The following is a 23,383-nucleotide window of genomic DNA, read 5'->3' on the forward strand; positions in this document are numbered from 1 at the left end:
CGCGGGACCGTTTTTCTGGTGTTCGTATGCAAGATCAGCTTCCTTCGTCCGTACCGCCTTCCACGCCGCCCGAGCCGCCCCGGCGGCGCAAGCGCCCGTGGTGGGCCACGCTGCTGATCGCCTTTTTCGGCCTCATCTTCGCCGGCGTGGTGTGCGTCGCGCTGGTGCTCGGCTACGCGCTCGTCGTGGCGACGCCCAACCTGCCGTCGCTCGAGGCGCTCACCGACTATCGCCCGAAGGTGCCGCTGCGCATCTACACGCGCGACCACGTGCTGATCGGCGAATTCGGCGAGGAGCGGCGCGACATCGTCCATTTCAGGGACGTGCCCGACAACCTCAAGAAGGCCATTCTGGCCATCGAAGACGCGCGCTTCTACGATCACGGCGGCGTCGATCTCGCCGGCATCGCGCGCGCGGGCTTCGTCGCGCTCACCAATGGCCACGCCACCCAGGGCGCCAGCACGATCACTATGCAGGTGGCGCGCAACTTCTTCCTTTCGAGCGAAAAGACCTACACGCGCAAGATTTACGAGATGCTGCTCGCCTACAAGATCGAGTCGAAGCTCTCGAAGGATCAGATTCTCGAGGTGTACATGAATCAGATCTATCTGGGCCAGCGCGCGTATGGCTTCGCGAGCGCCGCGCGCGTGTACTTCGGCAAGGATCTGAAGGACCTCACGCTCGCCGAGTGCGCGATGCTGGCCGGGCTGCCCAAGGCGCCGTCGGCCTACAACCCGGTCGTCAACCCGAAGCGGGCGAAAGTGCGCCAGGAGTACATTCTCCAGCGCATGCTCGAGCTGCACTACATCACCCAGCAGCAGTACGACGAGGCCGCGGCGCAGCCGCTCGTCGTCAAGGGCGCGGGCAAGGAATTCAGCGTCCACGCCGAGTACGTCGCGGAAATGGTGCGCCAGATGATGTACGCGCAGTACCACGAGGAGGCGTACACGCGCGGACTGAACGTCGTCACCACCATCGACTCCGCCGACCAGGACGTCGCCTATCGCGCGCTGCGCAAGGGGCTGATGGACTACGAGCGACGCCACGGCTATCGCGGGCCCGAGGCGTTCATCGACCTGCCCACGGACAGCGACGAGCGCGAGCAGGCCATCGACGACGCGCTCGTGGAGCACCCCGACAACGGTGAACTCGTGGCGGCGGTCGTGACCGCGGCGAGCCCGAAGGAAGTGCGGGTCACGTTCATGGACGGCAACACCACGAGCATCACCGGCGACGGGCTGCGCTTCGCGCAGTTCGCGCTCTCCGCGCGCGCGCAGCCGTCGCAGAAGATCCGGCCCGGCGCCATCATCCGCCTCGCGCGCAACAACGCGGGCGAGTGGTCGATCACGCAGCTGCCGCAAATCGAAGGCGCGTTTATCTCGATCGTGCCGCAGGACGGCGCGATCCGCGCGCTCGTCGGCGGCTTCGACTTCAACAAGAACAAGTTCAACCACGTCACCCAGGCGTGGCGCCAGCCGGGTTCGAGCTTCAAGCCGTTCATCTACTCGGCGTCGCTCGACAAGGGGCTCGGGCCGGCGACTGTCATCAACGACGCGCCGCTCTTCTTCAGCGCCGCCGAAACGGGCGGCCAGCCGTGGGAGCCGAAGAACTATGGCGGCGGCTTCGACGGCCCGATGAGCATGCGCACGGCGCTCATGAAGTCGAAGAACCTCGTGTCGATCCGCATCCTCAACCACATCGGCACGAAGTACGCGCAGCAGTACATCACGCACTTCGGCTTCGACGCCGACCGGCATCCCGCCTACCTGCCGATGGCGCTCGGCGCGGGTCTCGTCACGCCCTTGCAGATGGCCGCCGGCTACTCGGTATTCGCCAACGGCGGGTATCGCGTGAATCCGTATCTGATCGCCGAGGTCACCGACCAGCGCGGCATGGTGGTCGCCCAGGCGCAGCCGCTCGTGGCCGAGCAGAACGCGCCGCGCGCGATCGACCCGCGCAACGCGTACATCATGAACAGCCTCTTGCAGAGCGTCGCGCAGCGCGGCACGGGCGCGAAGTCGAACGCCCTCAAGCGCACCGACCTGGGCGGCAAGACCGGCACGACCAACGACTCGCGCGACGCGTGGTTCGCGGGCTATCAGCACACGCTGGCCGCGATCGCGTGGATCGGCTACGACAATCCGCGCAGCCTCGGCGACAAGGAAACGGGCGGCGGTCTCGCGCTGCCGGTCTGGATCGACTACATGCAGAAGGCGCTCAACGGCGTGCCCGAGTACAGAATGGCGATGCCGGACGGCATCGTCACGCTCGGCGACGAGCTCTACTACGCCGACGCCACGCCGGGCCACGGCTTCGTCTCGACCGTGGGCATCAGTCAGGCGGCGCTCGAGGCGTCGGCGAGCGGCGCATCGGGCGCGGACGATGCGGGCGCCGCGCCCGCCCCGGAGCACGTGAACGCGAAGGAGAAGGAAGACATCATGAATCTGTTCCGCGGGCACTGAGGCTCGCGGCAACGGTGGCAATGAAAAACGGGCGCCAGTCTTTCGACTGGCGCCCGTTTCTTTTACGAACTCACGCTTGCGAACTTATGGCTCGAACCGTACCGGCTCGCCCGCCTGCTCCGTTGCATACGCCGTGAGCGCCGAGAAGAATTCGGTGCCCGTGCGCGTGTCGCGCCATTCGCCATCGATGAAGCGATAGTGGAAACCGCCTGCCTTCGCCGCGATCCAGATTTCGCGCATCGGCGGCTGCAAGTTCACGATGATCTTCGTGCGATTCTCGAATTCGAGCGTCAGAACGTTGCCGCTGCGCTCCAGTTCGATGTCCGCTTCGGCCTCGTCCACGGCGCGCTCTACGGCCGCCAGCACGGCCTCCGCGCGGCTCAGGTAGTCATTGTCTGGCATGCTAAACTCCACCGGTTATTCATTCAGGGACAATTATGCGTGTCATTTCCCGGACGCGCGCAGCGGCCCCCAGCGCATGGACGCCCCGCGCGATTCTAGCGGCTTTTGCGATCGGCGCCGTCGCGCTCGCAGGCTGTGGCCAGCGCGGCGCGCTCTACATGCCCACCGTGCCGCCGCTTCCGCCCAAGCCCAATTTCGAAACCACGCAGCCGGAAACCGGCGCGACGCCTGCAGGCGCGCCCGCAAGTGCGCCCGAATCGGCATCGGCACCGGTTGGCACGATTCCGGACACCTCCGGCACGCCGCTGTCGTTGTCCCCGGACACCGAACTCGGCACCCCGCCCGCGACCACCGGCAGCCCACAACCGGCTTCCGACGCCACGCCAACCCAGTAAAACACTCGCATGACCCAGTCCGCTTTTCATCGCGATAACGGCACGCTCTTCGTAGAAGGCGTCCCGGCCGCAGATCTCGCCGCACAGTACGGCACGCCGCTTTATGTGTATTCGCGCGCGGCACTCACCGCCGCATGGCACGCCTACGCCGACGCCTGCGCCGGCCGCCGCGCCAAGGTGCACGTCGCGGTCAAGGCGAACAGCAACCTCGCCGTGCTCAACGTGTTCGCGCGCGAAGGCGCGGGCTTCGACATCGTTTCGGCGGGCGAGCTCGCCCGCGTCCTCGCGGCAGGCGGTAAGGCAGAGGACGTGGTGTTCTCGGGCGTCGGCAAGACCGCTGGCGAAATGCGCGAGGCGCTCGAAGCGGGCGTGAAGTGCTTCAACGTCGAGTCGATTCCCGAACTCGACCGCCTCAACGACGTGGCGGGCCAGCTCGGCAAGAAGGCGCCGGTTTCGCTGCGCGTGAACCCGGACGTCGATCCGAAAACGCACCCGTACATTTCCACCGGCCTCAAGGCGAACAAGTTCGGCGTGGCGTTCGAGGAAGCGCGCGCGACCTATCGCACCGCCGCGGCCATGGCACACCTGGACGTGGTCGGCATCGACTGCCACATCGGCTCGCAGATCACCGAAATCGCGCCGTATCTCGACGCCATCGACAAGCTGCTCGAACTCGTCGACCAGATCGAAGCCGACGGCGTGAGCATCCGCCACATCGACGTGGGCGGCGGCCTCGGCATCACCTACGACGACGAAACGCCGCCCGATATCGGCGAGTTCGTGCGCACGGTGCTCGACCGCATCGAGGCGTATGGCGCGAAAACGGGCAAGACGCGCGAGGTGTACTTCGAGCCGGGCCGCTCGCTCGTGGGCAATGCGGGCATCCTGCTCACTACGGTCGAGTTCCTCAAGCCGGGCTCGGAAAAGAACTTCGCGATCGTCGACGCCGCGATGAACGACCTCGCCCGTCCCGCCATGTACGACGCGTATCACGCGATGGAGCCGGTCGTTGCGCGCCAGTCGGCGCCGCAGACCTACGACGTGGTCGGCCCGGTGTGCGAAAGCGGCGACTGGCTGGGCCGCGCCCGCTCGCTCGCGATCGAACCGGGCGACGTGCTCGCGATCCGCTCCGCGGGCGCCTACGGCTTCGTGATGAGCTCGAACTACAACACGCGTGCACGCGCCGCCGAGGTGATGGTCGACGGCAAACGCGTGCATCTCGCGCGCGAGCGCGAAAGCGTGGCGCAGTTGTTCGCGAGTGAACGCGTGCTGCCGGACTGAGTCTTTCGTTCGCACGCCCATAAAAAAAAGCGACGCTACGGCGTCGCTTTTTGTTTGCCTGCCTGCGCGCGATGCACCTACGCGGCGCCCGCCCCCGCGCGCGCGGCACGCCAGCGCGCCAGCAGCCACACGGCCACGCGCCAGCCGAGCAGCGCCAGCATGATCGCGCCGTAGAGCTTGGGCAGCACGAGGTCGTGCTTGCCCGCCTTCATCCACCAGAAGTGCAGGATCGCCAGCACGCCGATCGCGTAGATGAGCCGATGCAGCGTCTGCCAGCGGCGTCCGAGCCGGCGCGCCATCGCGCGCGTGGACGTCACGGCGAGTGGAATCAGCAGCACGAACGCCGCGAAACCCACCGTGATGAACGGCCGCTTGCCCACGTCCTTGAGCATCGCGGCGACGTCGAACCACTTGTCGAACCAGATGTAGGTCGTGAAGTGCAGCGTCGCGTAGAAAAACGCGAAGAGGCCCAGCATGCGCCGAAAGCGGACCAGCGTATTCCAGCCCGTGAGTCGTCGCAGCGGCGTGACCGCGAGCGTGATGCAGAGGAACACCAGCGTCCACAGGCCCGTGGAGCGCGTGATGAACTCGATCGGATTCGCACCGAGCCCGTCCGTGAAGCCGAACAGCACGAGGCGCGCGAGCGGATACAGCGCCGCGACGAACACCGCCACCTTCGCCCACGGCAGCCAGCGCGGACCCGTCACGCTCCCCGCTTTTCGCGCAGGACGCGCCTGGCCCGCCCCCACGCGCGCGGCAGCCTGTGGTGTCGTCGTCGATTCCATCTCTCGCTCCATCTAGCTCGTTGCTCAGAAGTTCTTGCGCAGATCCATGCCCTGATACATCGACGCGACGAGGTCGCCGTAGCCGTTGTACATGAGCGTCTTGCGCTTGGGCTGGAAGAAGCCGTCCTCGCCGATGCGCCGCTCCGTGGCCTGGCTCCAGCGCGGGTGATCGACGTTCGGATTCACGTTCGAATAAAAGCCGTATTCGTTCGGCGCGTACTTGTTCCAGCTCGTGGGCGGCTGGTTCTCGACGAAGCGGATCTTCACCAGCGACTTCGCGCTCTTGAAGCCGTACTTCCACGGCACCATCACGCGCACGGGCGCGCCGTTCTGGTTCGGCAGCACCTGGCCGTAGAGGCCGACCGTGAGCAGCGTGAGCGGATTCATCGCTTCATCCATGCGCAGGCCTTCGGAATACGGCCAGTCGAGAATCGGCTCGGCGAGGCCCGGCATTTGCGAGGGGTCGGCGAGCGTGATGAACTGCACGTAGCGTGCGTTGCCCGTGGGCTGCGCGCGGCGGATCAGTTCGGAAAGCGAAACACCGATCCACGGCACGACGATCGACCAGCCCTCGACGCAACGATGCCGGTACACGCGCTCTTCGAGCGGCGCGAGCTTGAGGATCTCGTCGATGTCGTAGACCTTCGGGTTCTTCACCTCGCCCTCGACGCTCAGCTTCCACGGGCGCGGCCGCAGCGTGTGCGCGTTTTGAGCCGGATCGCCCTTGTCCGTGCCGAACTCGTAGAAGTTGTTATAGGTCGTGATGTCCTTGTAGGGCGTGACCTTGTCGAGCGCGACGAACTTCGTGTTCGTCTGCGCGGCGAGCTTCTGCGCCTTCGGGTCGCCGGGGGCGTATTCCGCAAGCGCCTGCGTTGCACCGAACGGCCCCGCAATGCCGCCGAGCGCGAGCGCGCCCGCGGCCCGCAGAATGCGCCGGCGCTGTTCGTACACCTTTTGCGGCGTGATTTCGCTCGCGGGGATGTCGTCGCCGTTGAGCAAGATCCTGCTGCTCCGCTTGATCCACATATCGCTGCTCCTGCTTCTTGCGTGGCGTGCGCCGCCAGCACATTGATCGTATCTCGACCCGTCCTGGCGTGCTGTGCACGACGTGGATCGACTGGATGACCTCAAGCGGGCAAACGCGCAATTCGCAGAAAACTTCCCGGCGGACGAAAAAAAAACCGTCGGAGCGCGAGGCATCCGACGGTTAATTCGTCTTGCGGGCCGATTCGGTTACAGCTTGCCGTAGCTGTGCAGGCCCGAAAGGAACATGTTCACGCCGAGGAACGCGAAGGTCGTGACGAGCAGCCCGGTGAGCGCCCACCAGGCCGCCACGCCGCCTCGCAGGCCCTTCATGAGGCGCATGTGCAGCCAGGCGGCGTAGTTGAGCCACACGATCAGCGCCCAGGTTTCCTTCGGGTCCCAGCTCCAGTAGCCGCCCCAGGCCTGCGCGGCCCACAGCGCGCCGAGAATGGTCGCGATGGTGAAGAACGCAAAACCCACGGCGATCGACTTGTACATGACGTCGTCGAGCACCTCGAGCGCGGGCAGGCGGTCCGCCAGCACGCCGCGCTCTTTCATGATGTACGCCACGCCCACCATGGCCGAAAGCGCGAAGCTGCCGTAGCCGATGAAGTTCGCGGGCACGTGGATCTTCATCCACCAGCTCTGCAATGCGGGCACGAGCGGCTGGATCTGCTGCGCGTCGCGCGAGATCGAGTACCACATCAGGAAGCCCACGGCCGCGCTGATCACGAGCAGCACGAACGCGCCGAGCGCACGCGTGTCGTAGTGTCTTTCGTAATACAGATAGAAGAGCGCGGTGATGAGGCTGAACAGCACGAACACTTCGTAGAGGTTCGAGATGGGAATGTGACCGACGTCCGCGCCGATGAGGTAGGACTCGTACCAGCGCACCATCAGGCCGACGAAGCCCATGAGCACTGCCGCCCACGTGAGCTTCGAGCCGATCGAGCCGCCCGAGGGCGAACGCGAGAGCAGGCCGATCCAGTAGAACAGCGTGGCGAGCACGAACAGCGCGCTCATCCACAGGATGGCCGACTGGCTGGAGAGGAAATACTTGAGGAAGAACGCCTGGTCCGCGCGCGCGAGGTCGCCCTGATAGATCTGGATCGCGAACAGCGCGAGCACCGCGATACCGGCCATGAGCAGCCGCGCCGGCTTCCAGCGCCAGCCCAGCACGACGAGCGCCGGCGTCGTGCCGCACAGCACCAGCTTGTCGTAGTAATTCATGTGCGTGTGGTAGCGCGAGAGCGCGAAGCCCGCGCCCGCCACGAGCGCCAGCGCGAACAGCCAGTCCACCACCGTCAGGCGGCGCAGGAAAGGGCGTTCGTCGAACAGGACGTCGGCGAGGGGATCGCGGGCAGTCGCGGCGCCGTGCGCCACAGCGGCATTGGCCACCTGCGCACGTTCGGCGCGGCGGGCCTTCGCGGAGGAGGAAACCTGAGACAAGTCCATGGGCTTACCGGTGTTGATCGTGAGTGGCTGTAATCGCGTGCGTGGATCAGGGCGCACGGTCCGTGCCGCTGCCGTTCGTGTCGCCCGCATCGTTCGTGGTGCCGGTTTGCGGCGCCGCGCCTAGCGCACGGCCGACCGCGTCGCGGGTACGGGCGAACTCCTTCTCGAAGTCGAGGGTACGGCGGGCGGTCGACATCGCCATGATGACGTCGACGCCGTGGTCCTGACCGTCCCGACCCTTCCGGTCCTTCAGCCAGAACCACAGACGCCGCTCACGCACGTAGAACATCGAGAAGATGCCGAGCACGAGCAACAGGCTGCCAAGATACACGACTTTCTTGCCCGGCGCGCGCGTCAACTGAAATACCGAAGCTTGCACCTGCTTGAATGAATCGAGCTGTAGATAGACAGGCGATCCATACAGGAAACTGTCGGAAATTGCGTTGATCGAGTCCTGCACGAAGCGCGCGGCGTCGGCATCGGGCTTCAGGTCGGGCTCGCCGGCCTGCTCGCGCGCGAGCTGCCAGAGGTCCCATGTCGCACCCTCGAGCATGCGCAGCAGGAGGCTCGCCGCCTTTTCCTGCTGCTCCTTCGGCACCGACTTGTCGATGAACGCGGCCACGGCCTGGAAGCCGCCAGCGGCGCCTGCAGCGCCCGCAGCACCTGCCTGCGGGGCATCCAAGCCCGCGAACAGGGTCAAGACGCGCTCGGCGCTGTCCTCGAGATGTTGTTGCAGCTCCCGGTTCGAATCGGGGACCGAGCGCGCGGCGAAACGCTTCGCGGCCTGCACGCGCAATGCGGGGTCCTCGAAGGCCGCGCGCAGCATCATCCACTCCTTCGGCGTGCCGCCGCTGTCGGCGGGAATACGCAGGTAGCGGAACGGATCGTCGGGATTCTCGCGCATGCCCGCGAGGAACATGCGATCGCCGCCGCCCACGTCCACGGGCAGCATGTAGTTGTTGTACTCGCGCGCCTGGCCGTTCTTGTCGCGCACCTTGTACTGCACCGAGGGGCCGACGTTATGCAGGTCGAGCGGCTTCGAGCTCTTCGCACCGGAGCCGAGGCGCTCGTCGAACGCTTCCTTGAGCGACTGGTGCGCCACGCCGCGCGCGTCGTTCGCGCCGCTGCCGTTCGAGATGTTCTCGACGTTGATCGCGCGGAAGTCCGCGAATTCGATCGTCTGCCCGTCCACGCCCGGCACCGTCTGGCCAGCGGGCACCGCGAGCGGCGCCGAATTGCCGATCGTGCCGCCGAACGGGAAGTGCTTCGCGCTCGCACCCGACATGGGCCACGCCGTCATCGACATCTGCGAGCCGCCGTCCTGGAAGCTCGACTGATAGATCGACACGCCGTCGTACTCGAACGGCTCGTTCACCTCGATGCGCGCCGGAACGCGCTGGCCCGTCTTGTGGTCGATCACGACGATGTCGCTCGCGAACAGCTTGGGCATGCCGGTCGAGTAGTAATCGACGATGAACTTGTTGAGCTGGATGGAGAACGGCAGGTCCTGGATCAGCGAGCCGTCGGGCTGGTTGAGGATGGCCGTGGAGACGAACTGGCCCTCGGGCACCCAGGCGTAGCCGCGGAAGGTCGGGTTCGACTGCGAGAGACGGTGCTCGGGCGCAATGTCGTTGATGACTGCGTTGCTGCGGATCGGCGTCTTGTCGAACAGCCACATCTGGAATTTGATCGGCAGATTGCTGTCGAGCAGGCCGCCGAGGCAAATGATCACGATCGCGAGGTGCGCGAAGATGTAGCCGATCTTGGTGAGCGCTCCGCGCTTGGCCGCGATGAGCGTGGCGCCCTCGCTCTCGCGCGTGACGAAGCGGTAGCCCATGCGCCCCGCCAGCTTGCCGAGCGTGGCGGCCGTTTGCTCGCGCGAGCCGCCCTCCACCGCGAACTCGCCCTTGTGATGGAACGCGCGCAGGCTGCCTTCGCGGACCTTGTCCTTCCAGCTCTTCATGTCCGCGAGCATCTTCGGCGCGTTGCGGATCACGCACAGCGAAACCGACACCACGAGAAAGCCGAGGATCGTCATGAACCACCACGCGCTGTAGACCGTGTAGAGGCTCAGCGAGCGGAAGATGTCGGCCCAGAAGGGGCCGAACTGGTTGACGTAGTTCGGGTACGGGTCGTCCTGCGTGAGCACCGTGCCGATGATGCTCGCAATGGCGAGCACGACGAGCAGTGCAATCGCGAAGCGCATCGAGCTGATCAGCTCGACGGCGCTCCTCACCGCCTTCTGGCGAACATTCAACTGCAAACCCTGCGTGGTGACGCTCATTCAAACTCCGCTTTTTCGCTCTTGCTGCTTTCTTGCCGAACAGGCGCTACAGCAAAAAAGGGTGCAGGCGCGCCGTCAGCGTGACGACGCCCTCACCCTTTTCTTGTTTTCCGGCCGGCCGCGCCGTGGAACTGCTGATCAACCGCGCGGCAAACCTGCTGCGCTCAATGCAGGCCGGCCGCGTAATCGGCAACGGCCTTGATCTCGTCGTCCGAGAGCCGGTGCGCGATGGTGCGCATCGGATCGTTATTGTTACGCGTGCCCTGCTGGAAAGCATTGAGCTGTGCAACGATATATTCCGACCACTGGCCCGAGAGGCGCGGAAACTGGATCGGAATCCCCTGGCCCGTAGGTCCGTGGCACGCCGCACAGGCCGGTACGCCCTTGTCGGCGATGCCGCCGCGCCAGATCGACTGGCCGAACGGCACGGTCTTCGCGTCGCGCGCGTAGCCGGGTTTGGGTGTCTGGGAGGAGAACCAGGCTGCGACGTTGATCATATCCTGGTCTGACAGCGCGGCAGCGAAGCCGGCCATGATGGGGTTTGCGCGCGCCGCCGGCTTGCCGCCGGGCTGCGGTTTGAAGTCCTTGAGTTGCTTGACGAGATAGTCGGCGTGCTGGCCGGCGAGCTTGGGATACGCGCCGCCGGTGCTGTTGCCGTCGGCCGCGTGACAGGCCGCGCAGACCTGCGCGGCAATGGCTTGCCCCCGGGCGACGTCGGGCTTGGCCGGCGTTCCCTGATCCGCCGCGTTTGCCTGCCCCGCCACCATGAATAAACCTGCTGTAAGACCTGACGCTATCGCACTCTCGAACACCTTCAAGCACTTGCCCAGTCGATTCATTCGCGCACCTTGTTTCGTCTTGTGGGAATCAGGTTCTGCAATGTACGACAGCGACCGATCTACCTCGAAAGGCCCGCGCTGGCCTCGCTGGTATTCAGTAAACCATCGCATTGTACAATAGCGCGCAAGGCGCCACGGCGCCAGTCGGGCCTGCCCCCGATATCCCAGAATCCATCCCGGGCGCGTCCGGGCCCGGCGGGCCACCCGCCGCGTTGTCTCACATTGTGGTCCTTTTCCGATGGCCTTCCTGCTGCACCAAGCCCGCTTCTTCACGACGGTGAACCATCTGCGCGACCTGCCCGCTACGGCGCGGCCCGAGGTAGCGTTCGCCGGCCGTTCGAACGCCGGCAAGTCCACCGCCATCAATCTGCTGTGCAACCAGAAGCGGCTCGCCTTCGCCTCGAAGACGCCGGGCCGCACCCAGCATATCAACTACTTCTCGGTCGGCCCCGCCGACGAACCGGCGGGCTATCTCGTCGACCTGCCCGGCTACGGTTACGCCGAAGTGCCGGCCGCCGCGAAGGCGCACTGGGAGCAGTTGCTTTCGCTCTATCTGCAAACGCGCGCGCAACTCTCCGGCCTCATCCTGATGATGGACGCCCGCCGCCCGCTCACCGACCTCGACCGCCGCATGATCGAGTGGTTCGCGCCGACGGGCAAACCGATTCACGCACTCCTTACGAAGTGCGACAAATTGACGCGTCAGGAAAGCGTGCTCGCGCTGCGCACGACCAACAAGGCGTTCGACGAGTACAGCAAGCAAGGCTACGAAGGGAAGCTGAGCGCCCAGCTCTTTTCGGCGCTCAAGCGCGTGGGGCTCGACGAGGCGCACGCCGTGATCGAGAGCTGGATCGTGCCGCAGGCATCTGTCGGCGAAACCGACGCGCAAGCGGAGTAACGCCCCTCGGGCCAGTCGCTTCAGGCCGGCTCTCGATCATGCAAAAGCCCACACTGTCGGGCTTTTCACGCGCATTCATCAGATCTTTTCGCAAGGCCGGCGCGGCATCTGCCGCGTTATGTGCGCTAGCGCACGCAGACCACGCCAACGCCGGGCATAAGCGCCCTTTCCGGCCTGCGCCGCGGGTCTTGCTACGTCCCTTCCGGCGCACATAAAAAAACCCGCCGTGGTTTCCGGCGGGTTAAACAGCCTTATCGAAAAACGACAGGCACCCGCTCAGGGAGGAGAAGCGGGGAGCTCGGCGCCAGGCGCCTCGCTCGATCGGTATGATATACCATTGTCCCGAAAAGTTTCCTGCGCCCCGGGACCCATCCCGTTTCAAGATATCCGCCGACATGAGCTTCTATCCGCATCATCGTCCGCGCCGCATGCGACGTGACGATTTCTCGCGCCGTCTGATGCGCGAAAACCTCCTCACCACGAACGACCTGATCTACCCCGTATTCGTCATTGCGGGCAACAACGTGCGCGAAGCCGTGCCGTCGATGCCTGGCGTCGAACGCGTGTCGATCGATCTGCTGATGGGCGTCGCCGAACAGTGCGTCGAACTCGGCATTCCGGTGCTGTCGCTCTTCCCCGTCGTCGATCCGGCGCTCAAGACGCCCGATGGCATCGAGGCGACGAACCCCGACGGCGTGATTCCGCGCGCCGTGCGCGAACTGAAGAAGCGCTTCCCCGACCTCGGCGTGCTGTGCGACGTCGCGCTCGACCCGTACACGAGCCACGGCCAGGACGGCGTGCTCGACGAGAACGGCTACGTCATCAACGACGAGACCATCGAGATCCTCGTCGCGCAGGCCCGTGCACAGGCGGAAGCCGGGGTCGATATCGTCGCGCCTTCGGACATGATGGACGGGCGCATCGGTGCGATCCGCGAGATGCTCGAAAGCGAGAACCACATCCACACGCGCATCATGGCGTACTCGGCCAAATACGCTTCGGCGTTCTACGGTCCGTTCCGCGACGCCGTGGGCTCGGCGTCGAATCTGGGCAAGGGCAACAAGATGACCTACCAGATGGACCCGTCGAACTCCGACGAGGCGCTGCGCGAAGTGCGCCTCGACATCGAGGAAGGCGCCGACATGGTGATGGTGAAGCCCGGCATGCCGTACCTCGACATCGTGCGCCGCGTGAAGGACGAATTCCGCTTTCCGACCTACGTGTACCAGGTGAGCGGCGAGTACGCCATGCTCAAGGCAGCCGCGCAAAACGGCTGGCTCGATCACGACAAGGTGATGATGGAATCGCTGCTCGCGTTCAAGCGCGCGGGCGCCGACGGCATCCTCACGTATTTCGCGCTCGACGCCGCACGTTTGCTGCGCGCACAGAAGTAAGCGCTGGGCACGTCCCATGAAAAAAGGCACGTCCACGGACGTGCCTTTTGCTTTTGGGCCGATGCGCGTTCTCACACACGCGCAATGCCGCCGATCCGGCCAATCAGGTCGATGGCGCTGCCGGCGTCTGCGGCGCCGGCGCCGCCACGCGATCGAGGCGCGCGAGGAACCGGTCGGCATTCTCGTAGCCGACCACGCGCAGCACTTCGCGCCCTTGCGTATCGAAGAAGATGATGCCCGGCGGTCCGAAGAGGCCGAAGCGCTTGAGCAGTGCCTGGTCGTCCGAATTGTTGGCGGTCACATCGGCGCGCAACAGCCCCAGCTCCGCGAGGCGCGCCTGCACGCGCGGGTCGCTGAACGTGAACTTCTCCATTTCCTTGCAGCTCACGCACCAGTCGGCGTAGAAGTCGAGCATCGACGGCTTGCCCGCAGTCTTGAGCGCCGCGTCGAGCTGCGCGGGCGAGCGCACGGGTGCGAAGACCAATGCGTTCGCTTCGCCGGCGCCGGCGGTCTGCGCCGCGCCTGCAGCGGCAACATCGCTCGCGCCGCCCACGCGCGCGGCCAGCACCGCAAGCGGGCGCAGCGGATCGGTCGAACCCGCCGCCAGACCGACGATCAGCGTCGCGGCCCAGATCGCGAACGCGGCGCCGAGACCACGCCCGAGGCGCCGCCAGACGTTGGCCGCACCCGCGTTCGGCGTGAACAGCCCGAGCGCGGCGGCCGCGAGCAGCAGCCAGAGGGCGGCAAGCAGCATCTGCGCGGTGGCGCCGAGCACCGGCCAAACGATCCACAGCGCGGCCGCGAGCAGCACGACACCGAAGAACACCTTCACGCCATCCATCCACGTACCCGCACGCGGCAGCAGCGAGCCCGCGCCGAGGCCGAGGATCATCAGCGGAACGCCAAGGCCCAGGCCCATGGCAAAGAGCGCCGCGCCGCCGAGCACGGCGTTGCCCGTGTGTGCGATGAACGCCAGCACCGCGAAGAGCGGCGCGGTCATGCAGGCGCCGACCACGAGCGCGGAAAGCGCGCCCATCACGGCGACGGCGGCGAATTTGCCGCCGGAACGGCCCTGGGTGGCGCGCGAGGCGCCGTCCTGCCAGCGCTGCGGCAGCGCGATGTCGTAGCCCGCGATCAGCATGACGGCGAACGCGGTGAGGAGCACCGCGAACACGCCCAGCACCCACGGGTTCTGCAGCCATGCGCCAAGGCTCTGGCCGACCAGCGCAGCGGCAATGCCCAGCACCGTGTAGACGAGCGCCATGCCGAGCACGTAGACGAACGACAGCGCGAAGCCGCGCGAGCGCGTGACGCGGGCGCCCTCGCCGACGATGATCGCCGAGAGGATCGGGATCATCGGGTACGAGCACGGCAAGAGGCTCAGCACCATGCCGGCCACGAAGTACAGGCCGACCACGGCGAAAAAGCCGCCGCCTTGCAGCAGCGATTGCGCGTAGTCCGCGCTCGTGGCGCGCTCGTACCACGGCTCCCCGGTGTCGCCCGCTGCGGGCGCTGCGCTCGTCTGCGGCTGGGGCGCGGGCGTCGGGCTTGCTGCTCCCGGCACGGGGCTCTGGGCGGGCGTAGCGGCCTGCAAAGCCGCGCCGCTCACGTGGAACACGTGTTCCGCGGGCGGATAACAGATGCCCGCATCTGCGCAGCCCTGCGACGTCACCGCGAGATCGAACGGACCGCTCGCCTTTTGCACCGGCACGCGGATCGTCAGCTCGCCCCGATAGGTTTCGACATTCTTCTGGAAGGTCGGATCGAACTTCACATGGCCGGGCGGGATTTGCGCCTCGCCGAGCTGCGCCGAGCCGTTGCGCGCGGCGAACGCGAAGCGCTCGCGGTACATGTAGTAGCCGTCGGCGATCTTGAAGTGCACGTCGACCATGCCCGGCGCTTCGCTCGCGCTGAACGTGAAGGCCTGGTCGGGCGGCAGGAAGTCGTCGTCGGCCGCACGCGCGAGCGACGCACCAAACAGCATCGGCAGCAGAGCGCAGACGAGCAGGAGAAAGCCGGACAGCGAAGCGTACGGCGCGGCGCGCGAGCGCCGATCGAAGCGGTTAGACATGAAGGGTGCGCTGAGTCTCGGCATTGACCCATTGCCCGTAGGCATTCGACGCCGTGGCTTGCCACGAGAGAATCTCGGGCGTCTCGTAGGGATGCTGGGTCTGGATGAACTGTTCGAGCTCGGCCGCGCGGGCGAGGCTCGTCTTGAAGAGCAGCTGGATCTCGTTGCCCGACTCGATGTTGCCCTGCCAGTGATACTGCGAGTGGACGGCGCCCAGGCGCGTCACGCACGCGGCGAGGCGCTGCGCGAGCGCCCCGGCGGCGAGCGTTTCGGCGGTGCCCTCGTCGGGCACCGTAGTCAGCATCAGGGTCACATTGAGGGTCACGACGATCTCCGGCGTGGTGCCCGCGTGCGACGGCAAACGGGCTTCGGGGCAGAACGTAATCGTACCATCGGCGCCGATCGGCTTCTCTCGTGCACCGTGTGGCAAAAGGGGACTGCAACCGGCAAACACGGTTCGACGCGATTTCATCCGCGCCCGAAAACAAAAAAGCCAGGCTAGGCCTGGCTTTTTCGCATGCCGCTCAATCCGGGGATCGAGCGACGGAAAGCTTATTCCGCTTCCTGGACGTTCTCTTCCGCGACTTCCGGACGGTCGAGCAGTTCGACCAGTGCCATCGGTGCGTTGTCGCCAACACGGAAACCGAACTTCAGGATACGCAGGTAGCCGCCCGGACGGTTCGCGAAACGCGGACCGAGCACGTCGAACAGCTTCGTGACCGAGTCACGATCGCGCAGGCGGTTGAACGCCAGACGACGGTTTGCGAGCGACGGCTTCTTGCCCAGCGTGATGAGGGGCTCGACAACCTTACGGAGTTCCTTCGCCTTCGGCAGCGTCGTCTTGATGACTTCGTGCTCGATGAGCGAGTTGGACATGTTACGGAGCATTGCCAGACGGTGGCTGCTCGTGCGGTTCAGTTTCCGCAGACCATGACGGTGACGCATTTCAATTTCCTTGAAACAAAGTTTTGGTCCAGCTCTTCTATCGCCTCGCAACTATCGAGGCACGGGCCGGTACGTGAAAAAGGCAAGACGCGGATTTTAAAGGAAAATCCGCGTCCGTGCCAGACTTCTTACTTGTCGAGACCAGCCGGCGGCCAGTTTTCGAGCTTCATGCCGAGCGTGAGACCGCGCGAAGCGAGCACTTCCTTGATCTCGTTGAGCGACTTGCGACCCAGGTTCGGGGTCTTGAGCAGTTCGTTCTCGGTGCGCTGGATCAGATCGCCGATGTAGTAGATGTTCTCGGCCTTCAGGCAGTTCGCCGAGCGAACCGTGAGTTCGAGATCGTCCACCGGACGCAGCAGGATCGGGTCGATCTGCGGGGCGCGCGAAGGCGCTTCCGCGGCCGTTTCCGTGCCTTCCAGCGCCGCGAACACCGACAGCTGATCCACGAGGATGCGGGCCGACTGGCGGATCGCTTCCTCAGGCGAGATCACGCCGTTGGTTTCGATGTTCATCACGAGCTTGTCGAGGTCGGTACGCTGTTCGACACGCGCGCTTTCCACGGCGTAGCTCACGCGGCGAACCGGCGAGAACGACGCGTCCAGCACGATGCGGCCGATGATCTTGGCCGACTCGTCGCCGTAACGGCGCACGTTGCCCGGCACGTAGCCACGGCCCTTTTCGATCTTGATCTGCACGTCGAGCTTGCCGCCCTTCGTCAGATGCGCAACCACGTGATCCGGGTTGATCACTTCGCAGTCGTGCGAGAGTTCGATGTCGCCAGCGGTGACAACGCCTTCGCCTTCCTTGCGCAGCGTAACCGTCACTTCGTCACGGTTATGCAGCTTGAAAACAACACCCTTCAGGTTCAGCAGCAGGTTGACCACATCCTCTTGCACACCATCGAGCGTCGAGTATTCGTGCACGACGCCTGCGATCGTCACTTCGGTCGGCGCGTAGCCCACCATCGACGACAGCAGCACGCGCCGGAGCGCGTTACCCAAGGTGTGGCCATAACCGCGTTCGAACGGCTCCATGACCACTTTCGCGTGGTTGTCGCCGAGCGATTCCACAGCGATGATCTTGGGTTTCAACAAACTGGTTTGCATAGGTTTTCCTTTTCAATACCCTCGGCTCGTTACACCGATAAGGCTGAGATGGCAACAACCTGAAAAAAACGGCCGAGGCCGCCTCCTGCGCGAAGCACAGAGGTTACCCCGGCCGTCAATCCGATTACCGCGAATACAATTCGACGATCAGGCTTTCGTTGATGTCGCCAGCGATGTCGCTGCGCTCAGGCATGCCCTTGAACGTGCCTTCGAACTTCTTCGCGTCGACCGACACCCAGCTTGCCATGCCGCCTTGCTCTGCGAGCGAGAGGGCTTCGACGATACGCGCCTGCTTCTTCGCCTTTTCGCGAATCGCGACGACGTCGCCAGCCTTCACTTGCATCGACGGGATGTTCGAAACGACGCCGTTCACCGTGAGAGCCTTGTGGCCCACGAGCTGACGCGCTTCAGCGCGGGTCGAAGCGAAGCCCATGCGGTACACGACGTTGTCGAGACGCGATTCGAGCAGTTGCAGCAGGTTTTCGCCGGTGTTGCCCTTGATGCGGTCAGCTTCCGCGAAGTAGCGGCGGAACTGGCGCTCGAGCACGCCGTAGATACGCTTCACTTTTTGCTTTTCGCGAAGCTGCGTGCCGTAGTCGGACGTACGGGCGCCCGAGGTGCGGCCGTGCTGACCCGGCTTGCTGTCGAGCTTGCACTTGTCGGCGAGCGAGCGGCGTGCGCTCTTCAGGAAGAGGTCGGTGCCTTCACGGCGGGACAGCTTGGCCTTCGGGCCGATATAACGTGCCACGTTGCTTTCCTTCGATAATTGATCACGCGAGGGCTAAACGGGAAAACCCGGCCTTCGCGCTAGTCCGGCTCTTTGAACCGAACGGTGGGCTTAGTCAATTCAATAACGCCGAGAGCCTGGGTCGCCGTTTCCGGCGGCTCAGGCGTTCGGCTAAAACGACGCCTTAGATACGGCGGCGCTTCGGCGGACGGCAGCCGTTGTGCGGGACCGGCGTAACGTCGGAGATCGCGGTGATCTTGATGCCAAGACCATGCAGCGCGCGCACCGCCGATTCGCGACCCGGGCCGGGGCCCTTGATACGCACTTCGAGGTTCTTGACGCCGTATTCCATTGCAACACGGCCAGCCGATTCAGCTGCGACCTGAGCTGCGAAGGGCGTCGACTTACGCGAACCCTTGAAGCCCTGACCGCCCGACGTTGCCCAGGCAAGCGCGTTGCCTTGACGGTCGGTGATCGTGATGATCGTGTTGTTGAACGACGCGTGAACGTGAACCACGCCCTCGGCGACGTTCTTCTTAACCTTCTTGCGAACGCGTTGCGCCGCGGAGTTGTTCGAAGCCTTAGCCATTACGTTTTCCTGTAACTTTCAGTTCCGCTTACTTCTTCAGCGACTGTGCTGCGCGGCGCGGACCCTTACGCGTACGTGCGTTGGTACGCGTACGCTGGCCACGCAGGGGCAGGCCCTTGCGATGGCGCACGCCGCGGTAGCAGCCGAGGTCCATCAGGCGCTTGATGTTCATCGTCACTTCACGGCGGAGATCGCCTTCGACGACAAACTTGCCCACTTCCTCACGCAGCTTTTCCAGATCCGCGTCGTTCAGGTCCTTGACCTTCTTGTTGAACGGCACACCGGCGGCCACGCAGATGTTGCGCGAACGCGTGCGGCCAACACCAAAAATTGCCGTCAGGCCGATTTCGGTGTGCTGGTGGTTCGGGATGTTAACCCCTGCAATACGAGCCATTGTTTTTCCTCAAACAAAAAGCGCAAGCGCGCTAATCAGCCTTGGCGCTGCTTGTGGCGCGGGTCCGAGCTGCAGATCACGCGAACGACGCCGTTGCGCTTGATGATTTTGCAGTTGCGGCAAATGCGCTTTACCGATGCCATCACTTTCATGATATTACCCTTTTTCCTAAATCACTTCGCCCGGAACACGATCCGCGCACGCGACAGATCGTAAGGCGTCAACTCAACCGTCACCTTGTCGCCCGGGAGGATGCGGATGTAGTGCATCCGCATCTTTCCGGAAATATGTCCCAGAACGACATGGCCGTTTTCCAGCTTCACCCGGAAGGTCGCGTTGGGGAGGTTTTCGATCACCTCGCCTTGCATCTGGATTACATCGTCTTTGGCCATAGGTCCTTTTAACGCATCGGGACGCCGCCGCCCTTGAAGTTGGCCTTCTTGAGCAGCGATTCATATTGTTGCGACATCACGTACGACTGCACCTGCGCCATGAAGTCCATTGTGACGACGACAATGATCAGCAGCGACGTTCCACCAAAATAAAACGGCACATTCCAGCGCAGCACCAGAAACTCCGGCAGCAGGCAAACGAACACGATATAGATCGCACCGGCCAGCGTCAGACGCGTGAGGATGCGGTCGATATAGCGTGCCGTCTGATCGCCCGGACGGATGCCAGGTACGAACGCGCCACTCTTTTTCAGGTTGTCGGCCGTTTCCCTGCTGTTGAACACCAGTGCGGTGTAGAAGAAGCAGAAGAACACGATCGCCAACGCGTACAGCAACACGTACACGGGCTGGCCAGGCTTGAGGGCTTCGGCCACGTTGTGCAGCGTGTCCGCAAACCAGCCGGTTCGCGAACCCGAACTGAACCAGTTCAGGATGGTTGCCGGGAACAGGATGATCGACGACGCGAAGATCGGCGGAATCACACCCGACATGTTCAGCTTGAGCGGCAGGTGGGACGACTGCCCGCCGTAAATCTTGTTACCGACCTGGCGCTTCGCATAGTTCACGAGGATCTTGCGCTGGCCGCGTTCGATGAACACCACCAGGTAAGTCACGGCTGCGATCAGAACGACCACGATGATCGCCGAGATGATGCTCATCGAGCCGGTGCGAACCAGTTCGAAAAGCCCACCGAGCGCATTCGGGAAGCCTGCCGCGATCCCGCCGAAGATGATGATCGAGATACCGTTGCCAAGCCCGCGTTCCGTGATCTGCTCACCAAGCCACATCAGGAACATCGTGCCCGTTACGAGCGTCACGACCGTCGTCAAGCGGAACACCATGCCCGGATCGATCACGAGGCCAGGCTGGTTTTCCAGCGCGACCGCGATGCCGAACGCCTGAAACGTCGCCAGCACCACCGTGAAGATCCGCGTGTACTGCGTGATCTTGCGTTGTCCAGCCTGCCCTTCCTTCTTCAGCGCTTCCAGCTGCGGCGAGACGATCGCCATCAGCTGCAGGATGATCGACGCCGAAATATACGGCATCACACCCAGCGCGAAGATCGTGAACCGAGACAGTGCGCCACCCGAGAACATGTTGAACATGCCAAGGATGCCGCCCGACTGGCTCTGAAAGAGCTTCGCCAGTTGGTCCGGATCGATACCCGGAACCGGAATATGCGCGCCGATACGATAAACGACCAACGCCAGCAGCAGGAACACTGCACGCCGGCGCAGGTCGCCGAACTTCGGAGCGCTGCGACCGGTTTTTGCGAGACTCGGGCTGTTAGCCAAGTAGCTTCTCCGATGCAGATGCTAGTGACGGCGGGCAAGCCCGCACGCACCACTCACAATCACTCGGCAAAAGAACCGCCTGCTGCTTCAATCGCAGCACGCGCATTCTTCGTCGCACCCAGACCCTTCACGACGACCTTGCGCTTGATCTCGCCGGTGGCGATGATCTTCGCGCTGCGGGTCAGTTCGCCCACGAGGCCTGCCTGCTTGAGAGCCAGCAGATCGATTTCGTCGACCGGCAGCTTCTCGATGTCGGCGAGCCGCACTTCACCGACGAATTCCTTCGTCAGCGAGGTGAAGCCACGCTTCGGCAGACGACGCTGCAGAGGCATCTGACCGCCTTCGAAGCCGACCTTGTGGAAGCCGCCCGAACGCGATTTCTGACCCTTGTGACCACGGCCAGCGGTCTTGCCGAGGCCGGAGCCGATGCCGCGGCCGACGCGACGCTTTGCGTGCTTCGCGCCTTCTGCCGGCTTCAGGTTATTCAATTCCATTTTCAACTCCTGGAGTCTTTGGTCGACCGCTTAGCCGATGACCTTAACGAGGTACGAGACCTTGTTGATCATGCCGCGCACAGCCGGCGTGTCCTGCAGCTCGGAGACCGAGTTCAGGCGGCGCAGGCCGAGACCGCGCACAGTGGCACGGTGCGTTTCGCGGGTCCCAATCAGGCTCTTGACGAGCTGAACCTTGACAGTTTTTTCAGACATGGTGCCCACCCTTAGCCCAGAATGTCTTCGACGGACTTGCCGCGCTTCGCCGCGATGTCAGCCGGGGTCGACTGCTTGCGCAGACCGTCCAGCGTGGCACGAACGAGGTTGTACGGGTTCGTCGAACCGTGGCTCTTGGCCACGACGTTCTGCACGCCCATCACGTCGAACACTGCGCGCATCGGGCCGCCGGCGATCACGCCCGTACCTGCCTTCGCCGGAGCGAGGAGGACGACCGATGCGCCGTGCTTGCCGTGCACTTCGTGTTGCAGGGTGCCGTTCTTCAGGGGCACCTTGAACATGTTGCGGCGAGCTTGTTCCATCGCCTTCTGGACAGCAACGGGCACTTCCTTCGACTTGCCCTTGCCCATACCGACGCGGCCATCACCGTCGCCAACCACGGTCAGTGCGGCGAAGCCGAGAATACGGCCACCCTTCACGACCTTGGTCACGCGATTGACCGAAATCATTTTTTCGCGGAGGCCGTCGTCGCGTTCGTCAGCCTGAACTTTCGCTTGCATCTTTGCCATGACGAATTCCTTCCTTAGAACTTGAGCCCGGCTTCGCGCGCAGCATCAGCCAGCGCCTTGACGCGGCCGTGATAGCGGAAACCCGAGCGGTCAAAGGCGACGGATTCGATGCCGGCGGCCTTAGCCTTTTCTGCGATACGCTTGCCGATCAGCGAGGCCGCGGCGACATTGCCGCCCTTGCCCGACTGGTCAGCCAGTTGCGCACGCACTTCAGCTTCGAGCGTCGACGCGCTGGCCAGCACCTTGGTGCCGCAGGGCGAGAACACTTGTGCATAGATGTGCGTGTTCGTGCGATGCACGGCCAGACGCGCGACCTGCAGCTCAGCGATCTTGAGACGCGTCTGACGAGCGCGGCGCAGGCGAGATTGAGTCTTATCCATGATTGCGCACCCTTACTTCTTCTTCGTTTCTTTGAGGATCACAACCTCGTTGGCGTAGCGCACACCCTTGCCCTTATAGGGCTCCGGCGGGCGGTAGCCGCGGACTTCCGCAGCGACCTGGCCAACTTGTTGCTTGTCGATCCCCTTGATCACGATTTCCGTTTGCGACGGGGTTTCGGCCTTCACGCCTTCCGGCATCTGGTGCACCACGGGGTGCGAGAAACCCAGCGACAGATTCAGCTTGTCGCCTTGCGCTTGAGCACGATAACCAACGCCAACCAGCGTCAGCTTGCGCTCGAAACCCTTCGTCACGCCTTGCACCATGTTCGCGACAATCGCGCGCATCGTGCCCGACATCGCATTGGCTTCGCGGCTTTCGTCGGTCGGCTCGAACTTCAGCGTGCCGTTGTCGTTCACCACCTTCACGAGGCGGTTCGCAGCTTGCGAAATCGTACCCAGCGGGCCCTTGACGGTAATCTTCTCGTCGCTGAGCGTCGCTTCTGCGCCTTGCAGCGCGATCGGGCTCTTACCTACTCGAGACATGTTTCTTCTCCTTAGGCCTTAAGCGACGTAGCAGATAACTTCGCCGCCGACGCCAGTAGCGCGCGCCTTGCGGTCCGTCATCACACCCTTCGGCGTCGACACGATCGCAACGCCCAGGCCGTTCATGACCTGCGGAATGTCGTTGCGGCCGCGGTACACGCGCAGACCCGGCTTCGAGACGCGTTCGATGCGCTCGATAACGGGACGGCCAGCGTAGTACTTCAACGCGATGTTCAATTCCGACTTCGCACCTTCGGTTTTCACCGCGAAGTCGTCGATATAGCCTTCGTCCTTCAGAACCTGCGCAATCGCAATCTTCACTTTCGACGAGGGCATAGCAACCGAAACCTTCTCGACCATCTGCGCATTGCGGATGCGAGTCAGCATATCGGCGATAGGATCACTCATGCTCATTTATGTTTCTCC

The 23,383-nt window shown here is 64.0% G+C and carries 27 protein-coding genes; 5 read left to right on the forward strand and 22 right to left on the reverse strand.

Annotated features, from left to right (window positions below; translation table 11 throughout):
* Nucleotides 1-26: 26 nt before the first annotated feature.
* Nucleotides 27-2,462, forward strand: coding sequence for a penicillin-binding protein 1A (locus AB4Y35_RS38710; RefSeq protein WP_368708569.1), 2,436 nt, complete (start codon nt 27-29; stop codon nt 2,460-2,462).
* 84 nt (nt 2,463-2,546) lie between these two features.
* Here the strand turns inward: AB4Y35_RS38710 and cyaY are convergent, their stop codons facing one another.
* Nucleotides 2,547-2,864, reverse strand: a complete 318-nt coding sequence (cyaY, locus tag AB4Y35_RS38715) for an iron donor protein CyaY (protein ID WP_028206540.1) — start codon at nt 2,862-2,864, stop codon at nt 2,547-2,549.
* Between the two features lie 35 nt (nt 2,865-2,899).
* Here cyaY and AB4Y35_RS38720 point away from each other — a divergent pair, with 35 nt between their 5' ends.
* Both AB4Y35_RS38720 and lysA read left to right on the forward strand, forming a co-directional pair.
* Entirely contained in the window at nt 2,900-3,259 is a 360-nt protein-coding gene (locus tag AB4Y35_RS38720; protein WP_368691435.1) for a lipoprotein, read from the forward strand.
* A gap of 9 nt (nt 3,260-3,268) precedes the next feature.
* The gene (gene lysA, locus AB4Y35_RS38725) at nt 3,269-4,540 is read left to right on the forward strand and encodes a diaminopimelate decarboxylase (RefSeq protein ID WP_368696494.1); all 1,272 of its coding nucleotides are present in this window, start codon (nt 3,269-3,271) and stop codon (nt 4,538-4,540) included.
* A 77-nt stretch (nt 4,541-4,617) separates the two neighbouring features.
* On the opposite strand, the gene msrQ is transcribed toward lysA, so the two are convergent.
* From msrQ to AB4Y35_RS38750, 5 genes are all read right to left on the reverse strand, one after another.
* Complete coding sequence (msrQ, locus tag AB4Y35_RS38730; protein ID WP_368708570.1) at nt 4,618-5,337, reverse strand: protein-methionine-sulfoxide reductase heme-binding subunit MsrQ; 720 nt, start codon at nt 5,335-5,337, stop codon at nt 4,618-4,620.
* A gap of 12 nt (nt 5,338-5,349) precedes the next feature.
* Nucleotides 5,350-6,351, reverse strand: coding sequence for a protein-methionine-sulfoxide reductase catalytic subunit MsrP (gene msrP / locus AB4Y35_RS38735; RefSeq protein ID WP_368696492.1), 1,002 nt, complete (start codon nt 6,349-6,351; stop codon nt 5,350-5,352).
* A 207-nt stretch (nt 6,352-6,558) separates the two neighbouring features.
* The gene (gene ccsB, locus AB4Y35_RS38740; RefSeq protein ID WP_368708571.1) at nt 6,559-7,803 is read right to left on the reverse strand and encodes a c-type cytochrome biogenesis protein CcsB; all 1,245 of its coding nucleotides are present in this window, start codon (nt 7,801-7,803) and stop codon (nt 6,559-6,561) included.
* A gap of 46 nt (nt 7,804-7,849) precedes the next feature.
* The gene (locus AB4Y35_RS38745; protein ID WP_368708572.1) at nt 7,850-10,087 is read right to left on the reverse strand and encodes a cytochrome c biogenesis protein ResB; all 2,238 of its coding nucleotides are present in this window, start codon (nt 10,085-10,087) and stop codon (nt 7,850-7,852) included.
* A gap of 164 nt (nt 10,088-10,251) precedes the next feature.
* Nucleotides 10,252-10,926, reverse strand: a complete 675-nt coding sequence (locus AB4Y35_RS38750) for a cytochrome c (protein ID WP_368708573.1) — start codon at nt 10,924-10,926, stop codon at nt 10,252-10,254.
* Between the two features lie 238 nt (nt 10,927-11,164).
* Here AB4Y35_RS38750 and yihA point away from each other — a divergent pair, with 238 nt between their 5' ends.
* Nucleotides 11,165-11,824 (forward strand): ribosome biogenesis GTP-binding protein YihA/YsxC, encoded by a 660-nt coding sequence (gene yihA / locus AB4Y35_RS38755; RefSeq protein WP_368691428.1) that lies wholly within the window; start codon nt 11,165-11,167, stop codon nt 11,822-11,824.
* A 395-nt stretch (nt 11,825-12,219) separates the two neighbouring features.
* Complete coding sequence (gene hemB, locus AB4Y35_RS38760; protein ID WP_028206531.1) at nt 12,220-13,218, forward strand: porphobilinogen synthase; 999 nt, start codon at nt 12,220-12,222, stop codon at nt 13,216-13,218.
* 103 nt (nt 13,219-13,321) lie between these two features.
* Here hemB and dsbD read toward each other — a convergent pair whose 3' ends face one another.
* The 16 genes from dsbD to rpsH all read right to left on the reverse strand — a co-directional run bounded on the left by dsbD (nt 13,322) and on the right by rpsH (nt 23,371).
* On the reverse strand, nt 13,322-15,289 hold the full coding sequence (gene dsbD / locus AB4Y35_RS38765) for a protein-disulfide reductase DsbD (protein ID WP_368708574.1): 1,968 nt from the start codon (nt 15,287-15,289) through the stop codon (nt 13,322-13,324).
* Nucleotides 15,282-15,593, reverse strand: coding sequence for a divalent-cation tolerance protein CutA (cutA, locus tag AB4Y35_RS38770; RefSeq protein ID WP_211254093.1), 312 nt, complete (start codon nt 15,591-15,593; stop codon nt 15,282-15,284). The genes dsbD and cutA overlap by 8 nt, the downstream gene beginning before the upstream one ends.
* A gap of 248 nt (nt 15,594-15,841) precedes the next feature.
* Complete coding sequence (rplQ, locus tag AB4Y35_RS38775; protein ID WP_027797304.1) at nt 15,842-16,234, reverse strand: 50S ribosomal protein L17; 393 nt, start codon at nt 16,232-16,234, stop codon at nt 15,842-15,844.
* A gap of 128 nt (nt 16,235-16,362) precedes the next feature.
* Nucleotides 16,363-17,340: a DNA-directed RNA polymerase subunit alpha gene (gene rpoA / locus AB4Y35_RS38780; protein WP_254337073.1), complete on the reverse strand. Its 978-nt coding sequence runs from the start codon at nt 17,338-17,340 to the stop codon at nt 16,363-16,365.
* A 124-nt stretch (nt 17,341-17,464) separates the two neighbouring features.
* Nucleotides 17,465-18,088, reverse strand: a complete 624-nt coding sequence (gene rpsD / locus AB4Y35_RS38785) for a 30S ribosomal protein S4 (protein ID WP_368691426.1) — start codon at nt 18,086-18,088, stop codon at nt 17,465-17,467.
* A gap of 163 nt (nt 18,089-18,251) precedes the next feature.
* Entirely contained in the window at nt 18,252-18,656 is a 405-nt protein-coding gene (rpsK, locus tag AB4Y35_RS38790) for a 30S ribosomal protein S11 (protein WP_006052224.1), read from the reverse strand.
* Nucleotides 18,657-18,684: 28 nt separating this feature from the next.
* The gene (gene rpsM / locus AB4Y35_RS38795; RefSeq protein ID WP_028213337.1) at nt 18,685-19,050 is read right to left on the reverse strand and encodes a 30S ribosomal protein S13; all 366 of its coding nucleotides are present in this window, start codon (nt 19,048-19,050) and stop codon (nt 18,685-18,687) included.
* A gap of 35 nt (nt 19,051-19,085) precedes the next feature.
* A complete protein-coding gene (rpmJ, locus tag AB4Y35_RS38800) occupies nt 19,086-19,202 on the reverse strand; it encodes a 50S ribosomal protein L36 (RefSeq protein WP_027819338.1) in 117 nt (38 codons plus the stop codon).
* Nucleotides 19,203-19,223: 21 nt separating this feature from the next.
* Nucleotides 19,224-19,442: a translation initiation factor IF-1 gene (gene infA / locus AB4Y35_RS38805; protein WP_004521905.1), complete on the reverse strand. Its 219-nt coding sequence runs from the start codon at nt 19,440-19,442 to the stop codon at nt 19,224-19,226.
* Between the two features lie 8 nt (nt 19,443-19,450).
* On the reverse strand, nt 19,451-20,797 hold the full coding sequence (gene secY / locus AB4Y35_RS38810; RefSeq protein ID WP_028206524.1) for a preprotein translocase subunit SecY: 1,347 nt from the start codon (nt 20,795-20,797) through the stop codon (nt 19,451-19,453).
* Nucleotides 20,798-20,856: 59 nt separating this feature from the next.
* Nucleotides 20,857-21,291, reverse strand: a complete 435-nt coding sequence (gene rplO / locus AB4Y35_RS38815) for a 50S ribosomal protein L15 (RefSeq protein ID WP_028206523.1) — start codon at nt 21,289-21,291, stop codon at nt 20,857-20,859.
* 30 nt (nt 21,292-21,321) lie between these two features.
* Complete coding sequence (gene rpmD, locus AB4Y35_RS38820; RefSeq protein ID WP_010106952.1) at nt 21,322-21,504, reverse strand: 50S ribosomal protein L30; 183 nt, start codon at nt 21,502-21,504, stop codon at nt 21,322-21,324.
* An 11-nt stretch (nt 21,505-21,515) separates the two neighbouring features.
* Entirely contained in the window at nt 21,516-22,034 is a 519-nt protein-coding gene (gene rpsE, locus AB4Y35_RS38825) for a 30S ribosomal protein S5 (RefSeq protein WP_028206522.1), read from the reverse strand.
* 14 nt (nt 22,035-22,048) lie between these two features.
* Entirely contained in the window at nt 22,049-22,414 is a 366-nt protein-coding gene (gene rplR, locus AB4Y35_RS38830; RefSeq protein WP_027819343.1) for a 50S ribosomal protein L18, read from the reverse strand.
* A 12-nt stretch (nt 22,415-22,426) separates the two neighbouring features.
* On the reverse strand, nt 22,427-22,957 hold the full coding sequence (gene rplF, locus AB4Y35_RS38835) for a 50S ribosomal protein L6 (protein WP_133186304.1): 531 nt from the start codon (nt 22,955-22,957) through the stop codon (nt 22,427-22,429).
* 18 nt (nt 22,958-22,975) lie between these two features.
* Entirely contained in the window at nt 22,976-23,371 is a 396-nt protein-coding gene (gene rpsH, locus AB4Y35_RS38840) for a 30S ribosomal protein S8 (protein ID WP_027819345.1), read from the reverse strand.
* Nucleotides 23,372-23,383: the final 12 nt, after the last annotated feature.

The organism is Paraburkholderia sp. EG286A, assembly GCF_040965375.1.
Taxonomy (GTDB): domain Bacteria; phylum Pseudomonadota; class Gammaproteobacteria; order Burkholderiales; family Burkholderiaceae; genus Paraburkholderia.

What these genes read in the sequence shown, in the direction of transcription:
- rplO (WP_028206523.1), bottom strand. Translation starts at nt 21,291, where the DNA reads ATGGAATTGAATAACCTGAAGCCGGCAGAAGGCGCGAAGCACGCAAAG.
- dsbD (WP_368708574.1), bottom strand. Translation starts at nt 15,289, where the DNA reads ATGTCTAACCGCTTCGATCGGCGCTCGCGCGCCGCGCCGTACGCTTCG.
- AB4Y35_RS38745 (WP_368708572.1), bottom strand. Translation starts at nt 10,087, where the DNA reads ATGAGCGTCACCACGCAGGGTTTGCAGTTGAATGTTCGCCAGAAGGCG.
- rpsH (WP_027819345.1), bottom strand. Translation starts at nt 23,371, where the DNA reads ATGAGCATGAGTGATCCTATCGCCGATATGCTGACTCGCATCCGCAAT.
- msrQ (WP_368708570.1), bottom strand. Translation starts at nt 5,337, where the DNA reads ATGGAGCGAGAGATGGAATCGACGACGACACCACAGGCTGCCGCGCGC.
- cyaY (WP_028206540.1), bottom strand. Translation starts at nt 2,864, where the DNA reads ATGCCAGACAATGACTACCTGAGCCGCGCGGAGGCCGTGCTGGCGGCC.
- lysA (WP_368696494.1), top strand. Translation starts at nt 3,269, where the DNA reads ATGACCCAGTCCGCTTTTCATCGCGATAACGGCACGCTCTTCGTAGAA.
- rpoA (WP_254337073.1), bottom strand. Translation starts at nt 17,340, where the DNA reads ATGCAAACCAGTTTGTTGAAACCCAAGATCATCGCTGTGGAATCGCTC.
- hemB (WP_028206531.1), top strand. Translation starts at nt 12,220, where the DNA reads ATGAGCTTCTATCCGCATCATCGTCCGCGCCGCATGCGACGTGACGAT.
- infA (WP_004521905.1), bottom strand. Translation starts at nt 19,442, where the DNA reads ATGGCCAAAGACGATGTAATCCAGATGCAAGGCGAGGTGATCGAAAAC.
- rpmD (WP_010106952.1), bottom strand. Translation starts at nt 21,504, where the DNA reads ATGTCTGAAAAAACTGTCAAGGTTCAGCTCGTCAAGAGCCTGATTGGG.
- ccsB (WP_368708571.1), bottom strand. Translation starts at nt 7,803, where the DNA reads ATGGACTTGTCTCAGGTTTCCTCCTCCGCGAAGGCCCGCCGCGCCGAA.
- rpmJ (WP_027819338.1), bottom strand. Translation starts at nt 19,202, where the DNA reads ATGAAAGTGATGGCATCGGTAAAGCGCATTTGCCGCAACTGCAAAATC.
- rplR (WP_027819343.1), bottom strand. Translation starts at nt 22,414, where the DNA reads ATGGATAAGACTCAATCTCGCCTGCGCCGCGCTCGTCAGACGCGTCTC.
- rpsM (WP_028213337.1), bottom strand. Translation starts at nt 19,050, where the DNA reads ATGGCTCGTATTGCAGGGGTTAACATCCCGAACCACCAGCACACCGAA.
- AB4Y35_RS38710 (WP_368708569.1), top strand. Translation starts at nt 27, where the DNA reads ATGCAAGATCAGCTTCCTTCGTCCGTACCGCCTTCCACGCCGCCCGAG.
- rpsE (WP_028206522.1), bottom strand. Translation starts at nt 22,034, where the DNA reads ATGGCAAAGATGCAAGCGAAAGTTCAGGCTGACGAACGCGACGACGGC.
- cutA (WP_211254093.1), bottom strand. Translation starts at nt 15,593, where the DNA reads ATGCTGACTACGGTGCCCGACGAGGGCACCGCCGAAACGCTCGCCGCC.
- AB4Y35_RS38750 (WP_368708573.1), bottom strand. Translation starts at nt 10,926, where the DNA reads ATGAATCGACTGGGCAAGTGCTTGAAGGTGTTCGAGAGTGCGATAGCG.
- rplF (WP_133186304.1), bottom strand. Translation starts at nt 22,957, where the DNA reads ATGTCTCGAGTAGGTAAGAGCCCGATCGCGCTGCAAGGCGCAGAAGCG.
- rplQ (WP_027797304.1), bottom strand. Translation starts at nt 16,234, where the DNA reads ATGCGTCACCGTCATGGTCTGCGGAAACTGAACCGCACGAGCAGCCAC.
- msrP (WP_368696492.1), bottom strand. Translation starts at nt 6,351, where the DNA reads ATGTGGATCAAGCGGAGCAGCAGGATCTTGCTCAACGGCGACGACATC.
- AB4Y35_RS38720 (WP_368691435.1), top strand. Translation starts at nt 2,900, where the DNA reads ATGCGTGTCATTTCCCGGACGCGCGCAGCGGCCCCCAGCGCATGGACG.
- yihA (WP_368691428.1), top strand. Translation starts at nt 11,165, where the DNA reads ATGGCCTTCCTGCTGCACCAAGCCCGCTTCTTCACGACGGTGAACCAT.
- rpsK (WP_006052224.1), bottom strand. Translation starts at nt 18,656, where the DNA reads ATGGCTAAGGCTTCGAACAACTCCGCGGCGCAACGCGTTCGCAAGAAG.